Origin of the sequence: Streptomyces sp. NPDC057445 (genome assembly GCF_042802855.1) — a bacterium.
GTDB lineage: Bacteria > Actinomycetota > Actinomycetes > Streptomycetales > Streptomycetaceae > Streptomyces.
Window position 1 is genome coordinate 1 of record NZ_JBHVDH010000003.1, and the last position, 18,445, is coordinate 18,445.

16 protein-coding genes are annotated in these 18,445 nt (G+C 70.8%); 4 read left to right on the plus strand and 12 right to left on the minus strand.

The window, feature by feature from the left end:
* Positions 1-162: 162 nt before the first annotated feature.
* The 4 genes from ACFU5O_RS07955 to ACFU5O_RS07970 all read right to left on the minus strand — a co-directional run bounded on the left by ACFU5O_RS07955 (position 163) and on the right by ACFU5O_RS07970 (position 3,848).
* Positions 163-918, minus strand: coding sequence for an AIM24 family protein (locus ACFU5O_RS07955; protein ID WP_384237813.1), 756 nt, complete (start codon positions 916-918; stop codon positions 163-165).
* A 19-nt stretch (positions 919-937) separates the two neighbouring features.
* Positions 938-1,618 carry an AIM24 family protein gene (locus ACFU5O_RS07960; RefSeq protein ID WP_384237816.1) on the minus strand — a complete coding sequence of 227 codons (681 nt, stop codon included), beginning with the start codon at positions 1,616-1,618 and terminating at the stop codon, positions 938-940.
* Between the two features lie 13 nt (positions 1,619-1,631).
* On the minus strand, positions 1,632-3,185 hold the full coding sequence (locus tag ACFU5O_RS07965) for a TerD family protein (RefSeq protein WP_384237818.1): 1,554 nt from the start codon (positions 3,183-3,185) through the stop codon (positions 1,632-1,634).
* A gap of 111 nt (positions 3,186-3,296) precedes the next feature.
* On the minus strand, positions 3,297-3,848 hold the full coding sequence (locus ACFU5O_RS07970; protein ID WP_384237821.1) for a M48 family metallopeptidase: 552 nt from the start codon (positions 3,846-3,848) through the stop codon (positions 3,297-3,299).
* A 278-nt stretch (positions 3,849-4,126) separates the two neighbouring features.
* Here ACFU5O_RS07970 and ACFU5O_RS07975 point away from each other — a divergent pair, with 278 nt between their 5' ends.
* A complete protein-coding gene (locus ACFU5O_RS07975; protein ID WP_384238914.1) occupies positions 4,127-5,281 on the plus strand; it encodes a ThiF family adenylyltransferase in 1,155 nt (384 codons plus the stop codon).
* Positions 5,282-5,323: 42 nt separating this feature from the next.
* Complete coding sequence (locus tag ACFU5O_RS07980; protein ID WP_384237824.1) at positions 5,324-6,721, plus strand: ABC1 kinase family protein; 1,398 nt, start codon at positions 5,324-5,326, stop codon at positions 6,719-6,721.
* Between the two features lie 145 nt (positions 6,722-6,866).
* Here the strand turns inward: ACFU5O_RS07980 and ACFU5O_RS07985 are convergent, their stop codons facing one another.
* From ACFU5O_RS07985 to ACFU5O_RS08005, 5 genes are all read right to left on the minus strand, one after another.
* Entirely contained in the window at positions 6,867-7,064 is a 198-nt protein-coding gene (locus tag ACFU5O_RS07985; protein ID WP_384237827.1) for a hypothetical protein, read from the minus strand.
* A 208-nt stretch (positions 7,065-7,272) separates the two neighbouring features.
* Positions 7,273-7,596, minus strand: a complete 324-nt coding sequence (locus ACFU5O_RS07990; protein WP_384237830.1) for a hypothetical protein — start codon at positions 7,594-7,596, stop codon at positions 7,273-7,275.
* Positions 7,593-7,961, minus strand: coding sequence for a WhiB family transcriptional regulator (locus tag ACFU5O_RS07995; RefSeq protein ID WP_351226385.1), 369 nt, complete (start codon positions 7,959-7,961; stop codon positions 7,593-7,595). Before ACFU5O_RS07995 ends, ACFU5O_RS07990 begins: the two co-directional genes overlap by 4 nt.
* Positions 7,962-8,131: 170 nt before the next feature.
* Entirely contained in the window at positions 8,132-8,467 is a 336-nt protein-coding gene (locus tag ACFU5O_RS08000; RefSeq protein WP_384237834.1) for a hypothetical protein, read from the minus strand.
* Positions 8,468-8,631: 164 nt separating this feature from the next.
* The gene (locus ACFU5O_RS08005; RefSeq protein WP_384237837.1) at positions 8,632-10,812 is read right to left on the minus strand and encodes an ATP-dependent DNA helicase UvrD2; all 2,181 of its coding nucleotides are present in this window, start codon (positions 10,810-10,812) and stop codon (positions 8,632-8,634) included.
* 163 nt (positions 10,813-10,975) lie between these two features.
* Here ACFU5O_RS08005 and ACFU5O_RS08010 point away from each other — a divergent pair, with 163 nt between their 5' ends.
* Together ACFU5O_RS08010 and ACFU5O_RS08015 are read left to right on the plus strand one after the other, a co-directional pair.
* Positions 10,976-11,233 carry a glutaredoxin domain-containing protein gene (locus ACFU5O_RS08010; RefSeq protein ID WP_384237839.1) on the plus strand — a complete coding sequence of 86 codons (258 nt, stop codon included), beginning with the start codon at positions 10,976-10,978 and terminating at the stop codon, positions 11,231-11,233.
* A 224-nt stretch (positions 11,234-11,457) separates the two neighbouring features.
* Positions 11,458-12,423 carry an NADP-dependent oxidoreductase gene (locus ACFU5O_RS08015; RefSeq protein ID WP_384237842.1) on the plus strand — a complete coding sequence of 322 codons (966 nt, stop codon included), beginning with the start codon at positions 11,458-11,460 and terminating at the stop codon, positions 12,421-12,423.
* A gap of 23 nt (positions 12,424-12,446) precedes the next feature.
* Here ACFU5O_RS08015 and nudC read toward each other — a convergent pair whose 3' ends face one another.
* From nudC to ACFU5O_RS08030, 3 genes are read right to left on the minus strand one after another with little or no spacing between them, the layout of a single operon-like run.
* Entirely contained in the window at positions 12,447-13,394 is a 948-nt protein-coding gene (gene nudC / locus ACFU5O_RS08020; protein WP_384237844.1) for an NAD(+) diphosphatase, read from the minus strand.
* Positions 13,395-13,431: 37 nt separating this feature from the next.
* Entirely contained in the window at positions 13,432-14,829 is a 1,398-nt protein-coding gene (locus ACFU5O_RS08025) for a dipeptidase (RefSeq protein ID WP_384237847.1), read from the minus strand.
* A gap of 10 nt (positions 14,830-14,839) precedes the next feature.
* Positions 14,840-18,436, minus strand: coding sequence for a UvrD-helicase domain-containing protein (locus tag ACFU5O_RS08030; protein WP_384237849.1), 3,597 nt, complete (start codon positions 18,434-18,436; stop codon positions 14,840-14,842).
* Positions 18,437-18,445: the final 9 nt, after the last annotated feature.

The following is an 18,445-nucleotide window of genomic DNA, read 5'->3' on the forward strand; positions in this document are numbered from 1 at the left end:
GTCGCAATCCACACCAGGCCAGAAGGCCCTCACCCATTTCAAGATCCCTCAGCCGAGACCTGCCTCACCCGTCCACAACCTCCCGGGACAGAACAGCTAGTGCAGGTGTCGGGGGCGGTCCGCCACGACGGACCGCCCCCGGCTACGGGCTGATTCCCGCGTTCAGCTCCAGACGTTGCCCTGGTTCTGCGCGTGGGAGCCGTGCTGGCCCATGCCGAACTGGGCCGGCGCACCCTGTCCGATCTGCGCGTTCTGCGGCGGGAGGACCTCACTGGGCTGGACGAGGGCGAAGCCCTGTCCGAGGAAGCTGAGCTCCCAGCCCTCTCCGGTGTTGCCACGGCGGCGCCAGACGCCCGTGGAGTGCGTCTGGGACTGCATCTGCACCCGCAGCGAGGACGACCAGGCGACGATCGCGTCGGCGTCCGCGTTGACGTACTTGTCCGGGGTCACCTGCAGCATCAGGGGCTGTCCGGAGGTCATCAGTGCGACCTTGCCGCGCCCGGAGATGTTGAGCTGGTACTTGCCCGAGCCGGAGATGCCGTACTGGCTGTCCACCGCGATGACTTCGGTGTGCAGGGTGGAGTCGAGCGCCAGCACATAGGCGCTGTCGACGGTCATCCCTTCCTGATCGACATCCACCACGTGGATGTACTGCGCGAGGTTGGCGAAGTAGACCGTGCCCTGTCCGGAACAGCGCATCAGATCGAGACCCTCGCCCGTGCGGGCACGGGCGCGCCGCTGGCCCTGCGACTGGTACTCACCGTCGAAGTCGATCAGGCCCTGGTAGGCGACCATCGCGCCCTTGCGGGCGAGGACGTCGTCATGCCCGGTGAGCGCGACCCGTAGGAGCTGCGGGTTCTGGACGAGGTACCGCTCCTGGGACTGCTGTTCCGCGTAGCTGAAAAGCGGGCTCTGCATGGTGTGTTCTCGCTCCCCCTCAGCCCCGGATCCGCAGACGGTCGGTGCTGTCCTCACTTGGCTGTACGACGACGATGCCCTGGCCGGAGAAGGCCATCTGGTACGCCTCTCCGCTGCCCCGCCCGATGAGTGACGAGGCCTTGAAGCTGCGCTTGCCCTTCACCTTCAGGTTCGGTGACCAGGCGACCAGCGCGTCCGGGTCGACGTACGTCTCGTCCTCGCCGCGTCCGCAGTCGACGACGATCGGCGTACCGCGCGAGGTCATGGCGACCCAGCCGGTGCCCGCGACCGAGACGTTCCACAGGCCCTGGCCGGTGAACTTGGCAAGGCCCTTCACCCGCTCGACACCCCACTGGAGGTGTGCGTCGAAGGCGAGGAGATTGGTGCCGTTGACGGAGATCGAGTCGTTGTTGAGATTGACGACGACGACATCCGCGCCGTAGTCGGCGAGGTACAGCAGACCGTCGCCGGAGCACTTCATGATGGGCGCGCCCTCACCGGTCACCCACTGGGAGGCGGCCTGCCGGACCGCGGGCGGGTTGGGCTCGTACTGGATGAAGCCTTCGTAGGCGACCATCGAGCCGGCGCGCGCGTACAGGTCCTGGCCGGATGCCATGGCGACCTTGAGCATCGCGCGGCCGTGGTTCTCCATCCGGGCCACGACGGGCGTCGGGGCGTAGCCCGCGAGTTGCTGGTTCATTCTTCGGGCTCCCTCAGACCTCGTACGGCTGGACGACGATGAAGTTGCCGGGGGCGCCCCGGAACTGCAGGTTCACGGTCTCTCCGCTGTGGCCGGGGTACGCGTTGCGGCGGAGCCTGACCTGGCTGGAGAGGATCACCTGGGAGGCGGACGACCAGGCCACGACGGCGTTGGAGTCCGCGAACGTGGTGGGCGTGACCGGAAGGACCACGGGGATGCCGTGGGTCTTCACGATGACGGTGCCGGAGCCCTGGAACTGCATGGTGAACAGGGCGCCACCGGGGATGCCGTGGCCCTCGATACGGCGGACCTCGTACTGCAGCGATTCGTCGAACGCGAGGACGTTCTCCGCGGAGACGCAGATTCCGTCGCCCTGCAGCTCGATCGGGTGCAGATGCGCGGCCTCCTCGGCGAGGAAGACCTGCCCGCGGCCCGAGCAGCGCATCAGCTGCATCTCCTGGCCCGTGGCGTTGCCGACCACGCGACCGGCGAAACCGGCACTCTTGTAGCCGAATTCGACCTTGCCCTGGTACATGACCATGCTGCCCTGGCGGGCGAGCACGGGCGTGCCGCCCATCGCCAGGTCGACCCGCATGAGCTGCTGGTTCTGCGGAGTCCAGCGCTGGCCGGTCGGCAGCTCCTTGTACGGCTGCAGGGCCGCCTGGAGTCCGCCTCCACCCTGCGGAACTCCTTGCGGGACTCCCTGCTGGCCGCCGTAAGGAGCGGGCTGCTGGCCGAAGGGAGCGGGAGCGCCGGGGCCCTGACCGGGCATCTGGCCAGGGGCGTGCCCGGGAACCTGCCCGAACTGCGGCTGCTGCGGGGCAGCGTACGGGGCCGGCGGTGCCTGCGGCGGAACCGTACCGGCGGGCGGCGTCATCGGCGCGACGATCGTCGGAGCCGAATGGATCTGCGGATTCACCGGTGCGGGATGCGGGGCCGGGGCCGGTGGGGCGCCGAACGACGGAGCCGGGGCAGGGGCAGGCGCCGGCGGGGCGAACCCGGGCGCGGCCTGCTGCGGCTGCTGCGCCGCCGGCTGCTCCTCGGCGACCTCGCCGCCGAAGTTCTTCAGCAGCGCGTCGAGACCGCCGTCGAAGCCCTGACCGACAGCGGCGAACCGCCACACGTCCTTGAGATAGAAGTCGCCCAGCATCACGGCACGTTCGGTGGAGAACTCCGAGCCGGTGAAGGCGTACCTGACCACCTCCTCGCCACCCGCCACGATCCGGATGTACCCGGGGCCGATCTGCGACATCTGCCCGGCGCCGTCGATCGTCGCGGTGAACGAGAGTTTGTGGATGTCCGCCGGGACGCGGTCCAGGGTGACCCGGAACGACTCGGTGTCACCGGCCTGCGCACCGAGCAGCTGGATCGACTCCTCTGGCGACTTCGGCTGGTTGAAGAAGATGAAATACCGGTCGTCGGAAAGCTGCTCATTGGCATCGAGGCCGAAGCAGCTGATGTCGAAGGTCAGCCCGGGCGCGGCGATCTGCACACCTACGTACAGATCGGTCCCCGGTGTCAGATCACTGATCTTGGCCTTGTGGCCTCGTTGGAATTCCCTGGCCATGCGTAACGACCGTCCCCCATCCCGACGAAATGTGAATACGTCGCGCCAGGCTAACCGCTACGAACGACATTGAGCCAAGTCGGGACACTTTCGGTACAGGATCGACGGACGTCACTCTCCGCGTGCGACGGGCAGATGCGGGAGACGGTCCGCGGCGACCACACCTTCGAGATAGCCGCGCGCCCGCTCGGTACGCGGATAGGCCTCGAGGAGCCGCCAGAAGCGCGGCCCGTGCCCCGGCACGAGCAGGTGCGCGAGTTCATGGACGAGCACGTAGTCGACCACGTACTCCGGCATGCCCTGCAGACGGTGCGACAGCCGGATGCTGCCCTCCGCCGGAGTGCAGGACCCCCAGCGGGTGTTCTGGTTGGTCACCCAGCGCACCGAGGTGGGCCGGGCGCGTCCGCCGAAGTACTGCTCGGACAGCCGCTCGGCGCGCTCGGCCAGTTCCGCGTCACCGAGAGTGCGCTTGCTCTCCTGCGCCGCGAGTTTGTCGAGCATCACCGTCACCCAGCGCCGCTCTTCCGCCTCCGACATGCGCGCGGGGATGAGCACGATCGTCCGGTCGCCCTCACGGTAGGCGGAGACCGTCCTGCTGCGCCTGGCGCTCCTGCGGACCTCGACGGCGCTTGTCGCGGAGGAGCAGGGCGCATGTCGGGTCATGCGGTGCTGCTGGCTTTCGGCACTGAGCGGTCGGTCGGCGGACACGCCCCGAAACTTACCTGCTGCCAGTGGGGGAAGTCCCGCCTCCGGGTCGGTTCGAACTTGATCCACTCGACGGCGTGCACCATTTGAACGACTAATACCCGATGCCTGTGGACAACTTTCCGCGCCTGCTGCCGGGGACCTGCATTCTGATGCGGGAAAGATCCGCCGGAAAGATCACGGGCGGAACGGCAACGGAACGTGGTCCGGACGAACAGGACCAGGACGGGGCGGATATGCATCCGATGGTGAAGCCGGCGCTTCGGCGTGCCTGGCGGGATCTTCGATATGTGCAGTTCGGTGCGTCGCAGGCGCACGCGGTGGTGGTCGGTCCGGTGGACACGGCGAGCGGGACTCTCCTCTCGCTCCTCGACGGGACGCGCGGACTGCCGCGGCTGCGGGAGGAGGCCAGGGCGGCCGGCCTGCCCGACGGGCAGGTGGACCTGCTGCTGTCCCGACTGACCCAGGCGGGTCTCGTCGACGACGCGACGGGCGGCGGACCGCAGGCCGAGGCGTTACGGCAAGGGGCCGGCGCCACGCTCGACCGGTTGCGCCCCGACCTCTCCTCGCTCTCGGTCGTCCATCCGGAACCGGGCGGCGCCATGGCCCGGTTGGCCGCGCGGGGTGCGATGCGCGTTCAGGTCCGGGGCGCGGGCAGAGTGGGGGCGGCGGTGGCGGCGGTGCTGTCCGCCTCGGGTGTCGGTCAGGTCGAGGTGCTGGACGGGGGACGTGCGGAACCCTGGGACGTGGCGCCCGGCGGGCTGCCGAAGGAGGCGGTGGGTGAGCGCAGGGACGCGGCGGCAGGCCGGCTCGTGCGAGGGTCGGCCCCGGGGAAGCTTCCGCGCCGGGTGCGCCGCCCGCCCGGTGCTCCCCCGCTGGACGAGCCCGCACTCTCGCTGATCGTCGTCGCCCCGCGGGACGGTCTCGCGGCGTACGCACCCGACCGTGCGGCGTCCGGCGAGTGGATCGCCACCGGAACTCCTCATCTCTATGCGGGGGTTCTCGAGGCCACCGGTGTGGTGGGGCCGCTCGTACTGCCGGGAGGCAGCGCCTGCGCAGGGTGTCTGGAGCTGACCCGTGCCGAGCGGGATCCGGCATGGCCCCGGATGCTGGCGCAGTGGCGCTCGGGCCGCCGGGACACGGTGGCCGGCCCCTGCGACCTGTCACTCGCGACCGCGGTGGCGGGGCTGGCGGCGGCACATGCCCTGGCATTCCTGGACGGGGATCTGCCAACGAGCACCGGCGCGCGCTGGGAGGCGTCGCTGCCACTGCTGGAGTGGAGATCCGAGCAGTTCAAGGGCCATCGCGACTGTAGCTGCGGTGCGGTTGGGCAGACTGAGGGGGAGCGCGCCTCGGGGGCCGGGACGCCGCAGGACACAATGGCCGGGTAACCGCCGCACGCGGCACGGCAGTCTGGGATTTGGAGGGGCGCAATGTCTGATCTTCCCCGGAAGGCGGTCACCCGTACCGCCAAGTTGGCCGCGCTGCCGCTCGGCTTCGCCGGCCGCGCCACCTGGGGCCTGGGCAAGCGGATAGGCGGCAAGTCCGCGGAGATCGTGGCCAGGGAGCTGCAACAGCGGACGGCTGAGCAGCTGTTCAAGGTGCTCGGTGAGCTCAAGGGCGGGGCGATGAAGTTCGGACAGGCCATGTCCGTCTTCGAGTCGGCGCTGCCCGAGGAGATCGCCGGCCCCTACCGCGCCGCGCTGACCAGGCTCCAGGACGCGGCTCCCCCGATGCCGACGAGCACGATCCATGAGGTGCTGGTGCAGCGGCTGGGCGAGAACTGGCGCGAGCTTTTCCTGGAGTTCGACGACAAACCCGCCGCCGCCGCGTCGATCGGCCAGGTTCACCGCGCCGTCTGGCACGACGGACGCGATGTCGCGGTGAAGGTGCAGTACCCGGGGGCCGGCGAGGCCCTGCTCTCGGACCTGTCGCAGTTGAGCCGGTTCGCCCGGCTGTTGGGTCCGCTGATTCCGGGTATGGACATCAAGCCGCTGATCACCGAGCTCCGGGACCGGGTCTCGGAGGAACTGGACTACGGGCTGGAGGCGCGGGCCCAGCGGGAGCACGCGGCTGAGTTCGCGGACGATCCGGATGTGGTGGTGCCGGACGTGGTCCACCAGGGCGACCAGGTGCTGGTGACCGAGTGGCTCGACGGGATACCGCTCGCCGAGGTCATCAACGAAGGCACACAGCAGCAGCGGGACCGCGCCGGCCAGCTGCTGGCTCGCTTCCTCTTCTCCGGCCCCGCCCGCACGGGGCTGCTGCACGCCGATCCCCACCCGGGCAACTTCCGGCTGCTCCCCGCGGACGACGGGGACGACGGCGAGGACTCCGGTGCCTGGCGGCTGGGGGTGCTGGACTTCGGCACCGTCGACCGGCTCCCGGGCGGCCTGCCGGGGACCATAGGCGAGTCGCTGCGGATGACCCTGGAGGGCGAGGCCGAGGCGGTCTATGTGCTGCTGTGCGAAGAGGGTTTCGTCAAGGATTCGATCGATCTCGACCCTGACACCGTGCTCGAGTATCTGCTGCCGATCATCGAACCGGCCGAGGCCGACTCCTTCACCTTCACCCGTGGCTGGATGCGGAACCAGGCGGCGCGGATCGCCGATCCCCGTTCTCCCGCGCACCAGCTGGGCAAGCAGCTCAACCTGCCGCCCGCGTATCTGCTGATCCATCGAGTGACGCTGAGCACCATAGGGGTGCTTTGTCAGCTGAACGCGACGGTGCGGCTCCGCGACGAGCTGGAGGCATGGCTGCCGGGCTTCCTTCCGGAGGCGGCGGAGGCGGCCCTGGCGACAGACGGGGAGGAACTGGTCGCCGAGGCCTGAGCCGACGGCGGCGTCAACGGGCGCTGCGGGTGTCGCACTGGCGCTCCGTCAGCGCAGGATCCTCAGCGCCGTTGCGTCACGGCCGCCCGGTATCGGGGCCGGTCCGGTAGGGCTGACGGTCCGGCCGGCCCTCACCGGTGGTCCGCTACCACCAGGCGGAGTCGAGCCGTCCCTCGATGGCCCTGATGTTGGCGCGGGCACAGGTGTCGCAGAAGTAGTGGCGTCGGCCGTTTTCCACGGAGCAGGTCCAGGTCGGTGGGTTTCCGTCGGCGACCTTGCCGCACCGGGAACACACGACGTTCTCGGCACCCGGGCGGACAGGGTGATGAGTCTGCTGGTCCACCTCGTGACGATAACCCCATGCGGGGCGGCCGGCAGGACAACGCACCGGTGAGGATGACGCACCGCGGGGGCCGGCCCGTTCGGACCGGCCCCCGCGGTGGGAGTTGTACGTGGCGAGTGGGCCCGGCTGTCGGCCAGGGCCTCTCGTTCGGATCTTGCCGGGCTCGCGTGCCTTGGCTCGCTGCCCGGCCTGATCCAGACGAAAGACCTCAGGACATGACGGCCATGGCCAGCGCGCGGCGGGCACGCAGCGACACGCGCTCGGCGCGCTGCTGCATACGCCGGGCGGCGACCAGGCGCGCGGCCTGGCGTCCCGCCTCGGCTTCCCGCTGGCGCTGATGCATATGAGCACGCGCCAGGGCTTCTGGGATGAGTTGCATTTCGCGGGTCCTGTTCTGACGCGAGGCGTTCGCGCCGATGGTGGTGACGGCTGGGGTGGCGGAGCCTGACGGCTCGCTCGCGGAAGAGGTCATCGGGGCCAGCTTCTGGGGATCGTGCGTGAGGGGGCGGTCGATGGTTCCGGTGATGTTCATGCGGCAACCGGGTTCTTGCGCGGGCGACCACGCGGCCGCTTCCGGGCAACGACGACGCCCTGGACGAAGAGCTCTCCGCCCCAGACACCCCACGGCTCACGCCGCTCCTTGGCGCCTGCAAGGCAGGCCTCCATCAGCGGGCAGGTCCGGCACAGGGACTTGGCGTACTCGACATCGGCCGGCGACTCGGCGAAGAAGACCTCCGGGTCGTAGGAACGGCAGGGGACGGGCACGCCGAGGTTCTCGATGGCGTCGTCCAGCGCGGTCAGCGCGGTGAGCGGGGTCAAGGTGGAGTCCTCCGTGAGGCCGGGCGGGGGGATCGTTTCGGAAGGCGGTACGGACGGGGCGTGCGCTTCGAGTTGCACGGTGGTGTTTTCCTCGTCTGGTCGTTCCGGTCTGTTGACCGGGCTTCAGCTGGTACCGGGTCTTGCTGGTCCCGAGGCCCCTTCGCTCTGTTTCCTCATCGGGGAAAACAGAAGGGCCGCGGATCCCGGGTGGGGTTCCGCGGCCCTGAAGGCGCCGGCCTGATCCTGGATCAGGCTGGATCACTCCAGGGTTCGAGCCCACGGAAGGCCCACATCGTGTGGTGCTGCGTCGTCTGCTTCTTGGTGCTGCCGGCACTGGCCGCCGCAAAGGCATAGGCCTTGGCCTCTGCCGCTGCTACTCCTGCTTCCAGTGCCTTGGTCGGTCGCTCATTGCGCTCCCGGACGGGCAGACCCGCAGGGAGAGAGACCGGAAGCACGGCCGAGAAGCCGGACATACCGGTGCCAATGAACGCCGAACCGGAGAGGCCGAGCGAGCAGGCGGAGACGACCGAGCGATCGGTCATTTTGACGGTGGTGCAGTTGAAGCTGGTGTTGATGCTGATCACTGGAATCGCCTCCTCTCGGCGTCTCTGGGACCGGCCGGGGCCGATCGCGCTATTCGGATAAGTACAGCACGAGGACAGGGCTTCGGAGAAGCCGCCGTTCCCGTGGTTAAGAACCTATGGGGATGACTGGTGCGGGCGCAAACTATTTTTTCGACGAGTTTGTATCAGTCCTCCTCGTCGCCCCCTCCAACCTCCTGACCTGTACAGATGGACAGGACATCGGCTCCGAAACGCTCCAGCTTGCGTCCGCCGACTCCCGGGATGGCGGACAGCTCACCCTCGTCGGCCGGCACGGCTTCGGCGATCGCCATCAGCGTCTTGTCGGTGAAGACGCAGTACGCGGGCTGGCCCAGCTCCCTGGCCTGCTCGCTGCGCCACTCACGCAGCCGCTCGTACAGCGCCTCGTCCATGTCGGAAGGACAGTCCTCACAGCGCATCAGTTTCATCTCACCCGCGTCGGTGAGCGTTTTGCCGCACACCCGGCACAGCACCGGCCCCCGCCGCTTGCGCCGTCCGGAGGATCCCCCCGCGCGCTCGATGCCACCGGCGCCGCCCGCGCCGCCGGCGCCGGGCGCCGCAGAGCCCGGTCGCAGCCCGGCCAGGAAACGGGTGGGGCGGCGGGAGGCCCGGCCGCCCGGCGAACGGGACAGCGCCCAGGACAAGGACAGATGGAGCCGGGCGCGGGTGACCCCGACGTAGAGCAGCCGACGCTCCTCCTCCACCTGCTCATCGGTCTTGGCGTAGGTGATCGGCATCATGCCTTCGGTCAGGCCCACCAGGAAGACGGCGTCCCATTCCAGGCCCTTCGCGGAGTGGAGCGAGGCGAGCGTCACACCCTGGATGGTCGGAGCGTGCTGGGCGGCCGCCCGCTCGTCGAGCTCGGCGACGAGATCGGCGAGGGTCGCCCCGGGCTTGGCGCGCGCGAAGTCCTCGGCGAGCCGCACCAGCGAGGCCAGGGACTCCCAGCGGTCCCTCACCGCGCCCGAACCGGCCGGGGGCTCGGTGGTCCAGCCCTTGGTGGACAGCACCGCACGCACCTGTGAGGGCAGATCCTCGACGTCGTCCAGCAGCGCGTCGTTCCCGCCGGCACGGGCGGCGCCGCGCAGCGCGACCCCGGCCTCGCGGACCTCGGCGCGCTCGAAGAACCGCTCGGCGCCACGCAGCTGGTACGGCACTCCCGCGTCGGCAAGGGCCTGCTCATAGACCTCGGACTGGGCGTTGACCCGGTAGAGCACCGCGATCTCGCCCGCCGGGACACCCGCGGCGATCAGATCGCGGATGCGGCGGGCGGTGCCCTCGGCCTCGGCGGGCTCGTCCGCGTACTCCGTGTAGGCGGGCTCGGGGCCCGGGTCGCGCTGCGAGACCAGCTCGAGCCGGTGCTCGGCCGCTCTGCCGCGGGCCTGGCGCAGCAGGCCGTTGGCCAGGTGCACCACCTGCGGGGTCGAGCGGTAGTCCCGGACGAGCTTCACCACCGTGGCGTTCGGGTGGCGGGTGCGGAAGTTCAGCAGATGGTCCGGCGTGGCCCCGGTGAAGGAGTAGATCGTCTGGCTGGCGTCCCCGACGACGCACAGGCTCTCCCGGTCGCCGAGCCACAGCTCCAGCAGACGCTGCTGAAGCGGCGACACGTCCTGGTACTCGTCCACCACGAAGTGCTGGTACTGGCGGCGGATCTGATCGGCGATGTCGTGGCGGTCCTGGAGGATGCCGACCGTGAGCAGCAGAACGTCCTCGAAGTCGATGACCGAACGGTCGCGCTTCAACTGCTCGTACAGCGCATAGATCTGGCCGATCTCGGCCGGGTCGCGCGGGGCGTCCCTCAGCGCCTTGGCAACAGCGGCGGGATAGTCGGCGGGCACGGTCTGGGTGACCTTGGCCCACTCGATCTCGCTGGTCACGTCCCTGAGCTCATTGCGGTCGAGCCGGATCCGGCAGCGCGCCGCGGCCTCGGCGACCAGCTGGATCTTCCGCTCCAGCAGTCTCGGCAGCTCGCCGCCCACGACTTTCGGCCAGAAGTACTGGAGCTGGCGCAGGGCCGCGGAGTGGAAGGTGCGGGCCTGCACTCCGCCGGCACCGAGCTGTCGCAGCCGGCCGCGCATCTCCCCCGCGGCACGGTTGGTGAAGGTGACGGCCAGCACACTCGCGGGCTGGAGTATGCCCGCCCGCACCCCGTACGCGATGCGATGGGTGATCGCCCGCGTCTTGCCGGTACCGGCGCCCGCCAGGACGCACACCGGACCGGTCAGGGCGGTCGCGACCTCGCGCTGCTCGGGGTCGAGCCCGTCGAGCACCGCGTCCGCCGAATCGGGGACCTGAGGGAAGAGAGAGGAGTGCGTTGCTGCTGTCACCCCGCCATGCTGCCAGGTTCCATGAGATCACCGGGACGGTTGTCCACAGGGGAACGGGCCCGGTCGTACCAATACTCCGGTCGTACGGATACGGGAATGAGGGCGGCATCGCGTACGTTCGACTACGCGGACAACCCCACGAGCCGGAGAGCGGGAGAAGAAGATGCAGGGATCTCTGACGATGTACAGCACGACCTGGTGCGGCTACTGCCGTCGGCTGAAGAGCCAGCTGGACCGGGAAGGCATCTCGTACGTCGAGATCAACATCGAGAACGACCCGCAGTCCGCGGCGTTCGTGGAGCAGGCCAACGGCGGCAACCAGACGGTTCCCACGGTTCTGGTCGTCCCGCCCGACGGCGGCGAGAACATCGTCATGACCAACCCGAGCCTGGCCCAGGTGAAGCAGGCTCTCGCAGTCTGACGTCGCACCGCCCACCTCTGCGCTGCGCCCCCTCCGGTCGGAGTACCGGTGGGGGCGGCGCTGTTCGGGGCCGGGCCACACCTCCGGGAACGCAGTACGGGCCCAGCGGGCGGATGCGCCATCCCGTCCGTGCGGGCCCCAACAGGGGAGAGCGGGCCCGCCCAAGGAGTGACCGGCCCGGCCGGCCGGACTGAGGCCGGCCGGTTCATGGGAGTGATCTCCTCATGACCACCACGATGCGCGCCGTGCGCGCCCACAGGCGCGGCGGCCCTGAACAGTTCGTCTACGAATCGGCGCCGCGTCCCGAACCAGGGCCGGGCGAAGTGCTCGTCGCGGTACGCGCCGCCTCCATCACCGCCGGTGAGCTCGACTGGGACGCGACCTGGACGGACAGTTTCGACGGGACGGGCCAGGACCGTACGCCGACCGTTCCCTCGCACGAGCTCTCGGGCGTGGTGGCCCAGGTCGGCACCGGGGTGACCGACCTCGCGACCGGCGACGAGGTCTACGGGCTCATCCCGTTCACCCGCGACGGTGCGGCGGCCGAGTATGTCTCCGTCCCCGCGAATCTGCTGGCCTCCAAGCCGGGCGTGCTGGACCACGACAGCACGGCGGCCGTACCGCTCGCCGCCCTCACCGCATGGCAGGCGCTCGTCGATCATGCCGCCCTGCAGCCGGGACAGCACGTGCTCGTCCACGGCGGGGCCGGAGGGGTCGGCACCTTCGCGGTACAGATCGCCGTGGCCCTCGGCGGGCGGGTGACCGCCACCGCCTCGGCGCGTGACCAGGACTTCGTCACCGGCCTCGGCGCGGAGCGGGTCGTCGACTACAGGTCCGAACGCTTCGAGGATCTGGTGCGGGACGCCGACGTGGTGCTCGACCTCGTCGGCGGCGAGACGCTGGACCGTTCCTGGGCGACGCTGCGTCCGGGAGGAATCCTGGTCAGCGTCGTGCAGCCGCCGGACCAGGAGACGGCCGCGGCCCGCGGCGTACGCGCGCTGTTCTTCATCGTCCGGCCCGACCGGGCCGGCCTCGTGGCCATCACCGAGCTGATCGACGAGGGCAGGCTGGCGCCCGTGGTGGACCGCGTGGTGCCGCTCAACGAGACCCGGTCGGCGTACGAGGCGCTCGCGACGGAACACCCGCGCGGAAAGGTCGTCCTCCACGTCGACCACAAGGCGAAAGCCTGACGGCCCCGGCCCGGCGGAAAGCCCTACCCGGCCGTGCCGGGCCTGGGCAGGGGCTTGCCGTACCAGAGCTCGATGAGTCGGGCCGCGATGGAGATCCCGTAGGGAGGCAGCACCTCCCCCGACTCGAAGGCGCCCCGCAGGTCCTCCCGCGAGAACCAGCGGGCCTCCTGGATCTCCTCGCCGTCCACGTGGATCTCCGACGACGTGGCACGGGCCATGAAGCCGAGCATCAGGCTGGAGGGGAAGGGCCAGGGCTGGCTGGCCACGTACTCGACCTCGCCGACCGTGACACCGGCCTCCTCGTACACCTCGCGGATCACCGACTGCTCGATCGACTCGCCCGGCTCGACGAAACCGGCGAGCGTCGAGAAGCGGCCCTCCGGCCAGTGCACCTGACGGCCCAGCAGTGCGCGGTCCTCCTCGTCCGTGACCAGCATGATCACGGCGGGGTCGGTACGCGGATAGTGCTCGGCGCCACAGGCGGGGCAGCGGCGGATGTGGCCCGCGGCGGCGATGATCGTGCGCTCGCCGCAGCGGGAGCAGAAACGGTGGAGCCGCTGCCAGTTCTCCAGGGCGACCGCGTGCACCATCAGGCCCGCGTCGCGCGGCGAGAGGAGCAGGCCGGCCTCGCGCAGCCCTGCGGGTCGCGCGGACTGGTCCATGCGCCCCGGCAGGGCGTCCTTCTGCAGTGCGAAGTAGCTGACGCCGTCCTCGTCGGTGCCCAGGAAGTAGCGGTGGGTCTCGGTGACAGGGGCCTCGAAGGCCGGGGTCATGACGAGCTCGGTACCGCCGTCGGGGGTGTCGTCGATGAGCACCTGCCCGCCGGAGACCACGAACACACGGGTCGTCGGGTGGCTCCACGCCGCCGCCAGCCAGGCCTCGTCGAGTCGGTGGTGCGCCGCGCGGTCGATGCCGCTGGGCGCCGTGAGGCCGATCGGACGGCCGTCGGCGACGTGATTGAAGGTGCTCACAAGTACTTCCCACTCCCCCGGGGTTTACGGTGTTCTGTCAGCGGAGGGCGACGGCCAGGTCGCCCCACAGGTACGCGGCGGTCTCGACGCCCTTGAGCAGCAGGTCCAGTTCGACCTTCTCGTTGGGCGCGTGCCACCCGTCGGACGGTACGGAGATACCCAGGAACAGCACCGGCGCACCGAGCACGTCCTGAAGATCCGCGGCAGGGCCGGAACCACCCTCGCGGGTGAAGCGGATCTTCGCGCCGTCGAAGGCACGGCTCATGGACCGGGCGACGGACTGCAGAGCAGGGTGGTCCAGCGGTGTCAGGCAGGGACGGGTCGCGGCGCCGAAGGTGATCTCGTGCCGGATTCCCGCGGGGATCAGGGACGCGACCCAGTTGCGGACCGCCTCCTCGACACGGTCCGGGTCCTGGCCGGCGACCAGGCGGAAGGAGAGCTTCAGCCGGGCGGACGACGGAATGATCGTCTTTCCGCCGGGCCCCTGGTAGCCGCCGCCGATGCCGTTGACCTCGGCGGTCGGCCGCGCCCAGATGCGCTCCAGGGTGGAGTAGCCGGCCTCGCCGGACGTCGCGTACGACTTGGCGGTACGAAGCCACTCGGCCTCGTCGAAGGGCAGCTCGGAGAGCAGCTCGCGCTCCGTCCCGGTCAGCTCCGCGATGCCGTCGTGGAAGCCGGGGATCGCGATGTGCTCGTTCTCGTCGTGCAGCGCCGCGACCAGGCGGGCGGCGGCCGTGGCCGGGTTGGGCACCGCGCCGCCGAAGGAACCGGAGTGGATGTCCTGGTCGGGGCCGTACAGCGCGATCTCGCAGTCGGCCACGCCCCGCATGCCCGTGCAGACGGTGGGCGTGGTCTCGGACCACATGCCGGTGTCGGAGACGATCACGGCATCGGCGGCGAGTCGGTCCCGGTGCCGCTCCACGAGGGCGCGGAAGTGGGGCGAGCCGGACTCCTCCTCACCCTCGACGAGGAGCTTCAGGTTGACGGCGGGGGCCGTGCGGCCGGTGGCGGCGAGGTGGGCCCGCACTCCCAGGGTGTGGAAGAAGACCTGGCCCTTGTCGTCGGCCGCTCCGCGTGCGTACATCCGGCCGTCCTTGACGACCGGCTCGAACGGGTCGGTGTGCCAGCCGTCCTCGCGGGCCGCGGGCTGCACATCGTGGTGACCGTATACGAGCACGGTCGGGGCGTCCGGGAGTCCGGAGGGCCACTCGGCGAAGACCGCGGGAGCACCGTCCGTCTCCCAGATCTCGGTGGTCGGGAAGCCGGTCTCCTTGAGCTTGGCCGCGAGCCATTCGGCGCTGCGCCGTACGTCCGCGTCGTGGTCCGGCCGGGCCGAGACGGACGGGATGCGCAGCCACTCGGCGAGGTCGTCGAGGAAGGCGGCGCGGTGCTGTTCTATGTACGTACGGACGGCGCTGTCCGGGGTCTCGCTCATGCTCCTGAGCCTATCCGGCGCCGGGGGCGGGTCCGCCCGCCCGGTCCTGAGCGGGCTCCGGGACGGGATCGTCGCCGTGGGCAGGGTCCTCGAGGAGGATGCGCTCCAGAGCGGCCCGGCCCGGTAGGCCTTCGGGGCGGACGATCTCCCCCGTGCGTACGTAGAGGAAGACGGCGTCGACGGATTCCGGCGGGAGGCCGTGCTGCTCGGCCCAGGCGAGCCGGTAGACGGCGAGCTGGAGCGGATCGGCGTCCCGCAGCCGGCCGGTCTTCCAGTCCACGATCTCGAACGCCCCGGTGGCCGCGTCGCGGTAGACCGCGTCGATACGGCCCCGGACGACGCGTCCCGCGAGGGTGAGCTGGATGGGCACCTCCACCCGGTAGGGGGTGCGGCGGGCGTACGGGGTGCGCTCGAAGGCCTCCTTGAGTGCGGCGAGGTCGCGCTCGTCGGTGATGTCCGCCTCGTCCGGGTCGTCCGGATCACGTCCCGGCAGTTCGTCGGGCCCCAGCATGGGCAGCGGCAGTTCCTCGAACCGCGACTCGACCCACGCGTGGAACCGGGTGCCCCGGCGGGCCGCCCGCTGCGGCGGGCGGGGCATCGGACGGGCCAGCTCCTGGGCGAAGCCGTCGGGGTCGGCGGCGAGGCGCAGCAACTGGGAGGCGGAGAGCGACGGGGGTACGGGAACGTCGCGTACGGAGGCACGTGCGCGGCGGAGCTCACCGGTGAGGGCGTCGAGATCGCGGTCCCAGGAGGCGATGGTGCGGGCGTCCTCGGGGGTGAGGGACGCGGAGGCGCGCCGTTGCGCGGGGAGGCGGGGCCGGTCGGCGTGAACGGCCGGGCCCGGGGCGTACCTCGGTTCTGGTTCGGGTGCGGGTTCTGGTTCTGGTTCTGGTTCTGGTTCCGGTTCCGGTGCGGCTACCGGTTCCGGGTCGGCGTCCTCGGGTGGCCATGGATCGTCCGGCCAGGGCTCCTCGTCCGGGTCGGTGAGCTCCTCCGGCCAGAGGTCGTCCCCGGGAGGCACGGGAGCGGTTCCGGACTCCGTGAGCGGGAGCGCCGTGGCGGTGTGCGCCATGACGGCAGGTTCCGCGGAAGCGGGTTCTCCGGAGGCGGGCCCGCCGAGAGCGGCGAGGTGGGCCAGCACCGTGTCCGCGGCCGCCCGGCGGCGCGCCATCGCCGTGGGGTCGAGGGGCAGCGGCCACGCATACTCCGCCGTCGCCCCGTGGAGCGCCGGGTTCTCCGCGTCCTCGTCCGGCTCTTCGGCCCATGCCTCGATCTCGCCGAAGCCGGCGGCGCAGTGGTCGTACAGGGCGCTCAGGAAGTCGGACGGCCCGCGGCGGCGCTTCTGGGTGGGCCCCCACCAGTGGGCCGAGCCGAGGAGCAGGGAGCGGGGCCGGGTGAAGGTCACATAGCCCAGGCGGAGTTCCTCGGTGTGCTGGTGGGCCTTCATCTCCTCCTTGAAGGCCCTGAGGCCCTTCGCGTCCCAGGACGCGACATCCGGCAGGGTGTCGGCGTCGCCGCGCAGCGCGTGGGGCAGGACCTTCGCCTGGGCGGTCCAGGACTCCCGGGCGCGGGTGCTCGGGAACTGGTCGGAGACCAGCCCGGGGACGGCGACCACGTCCCACTCCAGCCCCTTGGACTTGTGGGCGGTGAGGACCTTCACCGTGTTCTCGCCGCCGGGCAGCGCGTTGTCCAGGCCCTTCTCGTACTGCTCGGCGGTGCGCAGGAAGCCCAGGAAGGCGAGCAGGGTCGCCTCGCCGTCCAGGGAGGCGAAGGACGCCGCCGTGTCCAGGAAGTTGGCGAGGGTCTCGCGGCGGCGGGCCGCCAGGGCGTGCGGGGACGCGGACAGCTCGACCTCGAGTCCGGTGGTCGCGAGGACCCGGTGCAGGACGTCCATGAGGGGGTCGGCCAGGGAGCGGCGCAGGTCGCGGAGCTCCTGGGCGAGACGGGCGAACCGGACGCGCGCCTCCGCGGAGAACGGAAGGCCGTCGTCCACTCCGCCGGACTCGAGGAAGGTGTCGAGCGCGTCGGCGAGCGAGATCACCTCGGCGGGGTCCGTGCCCTCGACGGCAGTGGCCAGGCGACGGTCGGGGTCGTCGCCGTCGTCCTCCTGCGCACGGTGGACCAGGATGCGCGCACGGCGGCCCAGCAGGGCGAGGTCGCGGGGGCCGATGCGCCACCGCGGGCCCGTGAGCAGCCGTACGAGCGAGGCGTTCGCTCCCGGGTCCTGAAGGACCTCGCAGACGGCGACGAGGTCGGCGACCTCGGGCAGATGCAGCAGCCCGGAGAGCCCGACGACCTCCACGGGGACGTCACGGGCGACGAGCGCGCCCTGGATCGAGGCGAAGTCCCCCGCAGTGCGGCACAGGACCGCGATCTCGCCCGGCTCCTTGCCCGTGCGGACGAGGTGGGCGATCGAGTCGGCGAGCCACTCGATCTCCTCCGCGTGGGTGGGCAGCAGGGCGATCCGTACGGAACCGTCGCGCTCGGCACCGGGCGCCGGGCGCAGGGCCTCGACGCCTTCGTGCATCGCCCGCAGCGGTTCGGCGAGGCCGTTGGCGAGATCGAGCAGGCGCCCGCCGCTGCGGCGGTTCTCGCTGAGGGAGAAGCGGGTGGCGTGACTGCCGTCCGCGTAGGGGAAGTGCTCCGGGAAGTCGTCCAGGTTGGCCACGGACGCGCCGCGCCAGCCGTAGATCGCCTGGCAGGGGTCGCCGACCGCGGTGACGGCATGACCCGTGCCCCCGCCGAACAGGCCCGAGAGCAGCAGCCGCTGGGCGACGGACGTGTCCTGGTACTCGTCGAGCAGGACCACGCGGAACTCCTCCCGCAGGATGCGGCTCACCTCTGGGCGGGTGCGCGCGAGCTCCGCGGAGAGCGCGATCTGGTCACCGAAGTCCAGCAGGTCGCGGGACTGCTTCGCGGCGCGGTAGCGCACGACCAGGTCGAGCAGCTCACGGCGGGCGGCGGCCGCCTCGGGGATCTTGCGCAGATCGGCGTTGGTGAGCCTCGCGGACTCCAGGTCCCGCAGCAGCGCGGAGTCGTGGGCGAGCAGTTCCTCGGGGCGCACCAGATGCTCTGCGAGCTCCGCGTCGAGCGCGAGCAGATCGCTGACCAGGGCGGGGAAGGACTTGGCCAGCGCGGGGTACGGTCCCGGCGCCTCGCGCAGGACCCGCGCGGCGAGCTGAAAGCGGGTGGCGTCCGCGAGAAGCCGTGACGTCGGCTCCAGGCCGATGCGCAGACCGTGGTCGGTGAGGAGCTGCCCGGCGAACGCGTGGTAGGTGGAGATGCGCGGCTCGCCCGGCGGGTTGTCCGGGTCGATCGTGTCCGGGTCGGTGACCCCGGCGCGTACCAGCGCCGTACGGACCCGCTCGGCGAGCTCACCGGCCGCTTTGTTGGTGAACGTCAGGCCGAGGACCTGCTCGGGCGCGACCTGACCCGTGCCCACGAGCCACACCACACGCGCGGCCATCACCGTCGTCTTCCCCGACCCGGCTCCGGCCACGACGACCTGCGGGGCAGGGGCAGCCGTGATGCAGGCCGTCTGCTCCGGGGTGAACGGGATGCCGAGAAGCTCCTTGAGCTGCTCCGGGTCGGTGATACGTGCGGACACACCGGAGAG

What these genes read in the sequence shown, in the direction of transcription:
- ACFU5O_RS07965 (WP_384237818.1), bottom strand. Translation starts at nt 3,185, where the DNA reads ATGGCCAGGGAATTCCAACGAGGCCACAAGGCCAAGATCAGTGATCTG.
- ACFU5O_RS07970 (WP_384237821.1), bottom strand. Translation starts at nt 3,848, where the DNA reads ATGACCCGACATGCGCCCTGCTCCTCCGCGACAAGCGCCGTCGAGGTC.
- ACFU5O_RS07990 (WP_384237830.1), bottom strand. Translation starts at nt 7,596, where the DNA reads ATGAACATCACCGGAACCATCGACCGCCCCCTCACGCACGATCCCCAG.
- ACFU5O_RS08010 (WP_384237839.1), top strand. Translation starts at nt 10,976, where the DNA reads ATGCAGGGATCTCTGACGATGTACAGCACGACCTGGTGCGGCTACTGC.
- ACFU5O_RS07955 (WP_384237813.1), bottom strand. Translation starts at nt 918, where the DNA reads ATGCAGAGCCCGCTTTTCAGCTACGCGGAACAGCAGTCCCAGGAGCGG.
- ACFU5O_RS08015 (WP_384237842.1), top strand. Translation starts at nt 11,458, where the DNA reads ATGACCACCACGATGCGCGCCGTGCGCGCCCACAGGCGCGGCGGCCCT.
- ACFU5O_RS07960 (WP_384237816.1), bottom strand. Translation starts at nt 1,618, where the DNA reads ATGAACCAGCAACTCGCGGGCTACGCCCCGACGCCCGTCGTGGCCCGG.
- ACFU5O_RS07980 (WP_384237824.1), top strand. Translation starts at nt 5,324, where the DNA reads ATGTCTGATCTTCCCCGGAAGGCGGTCACCCGTACCGCCAAGTTGGCC.
- ACFU5O_RS07975 (WP_384238914.1), top strand. Translation starts at nt 4,127, where the DNA reads ATGCATCCGATGGTGAAGCCGGCGCTTCGGCGTGCCTGGCGGGATCTT.
- ACFU5O_RS08025 (WP_384237847.1), bottom strand. Translation starts at nt 14,829, where the DNA reads ATGAGCGAGACCCCGGACAGCGCCGTCCGTACGTACATAGAACAGCAC.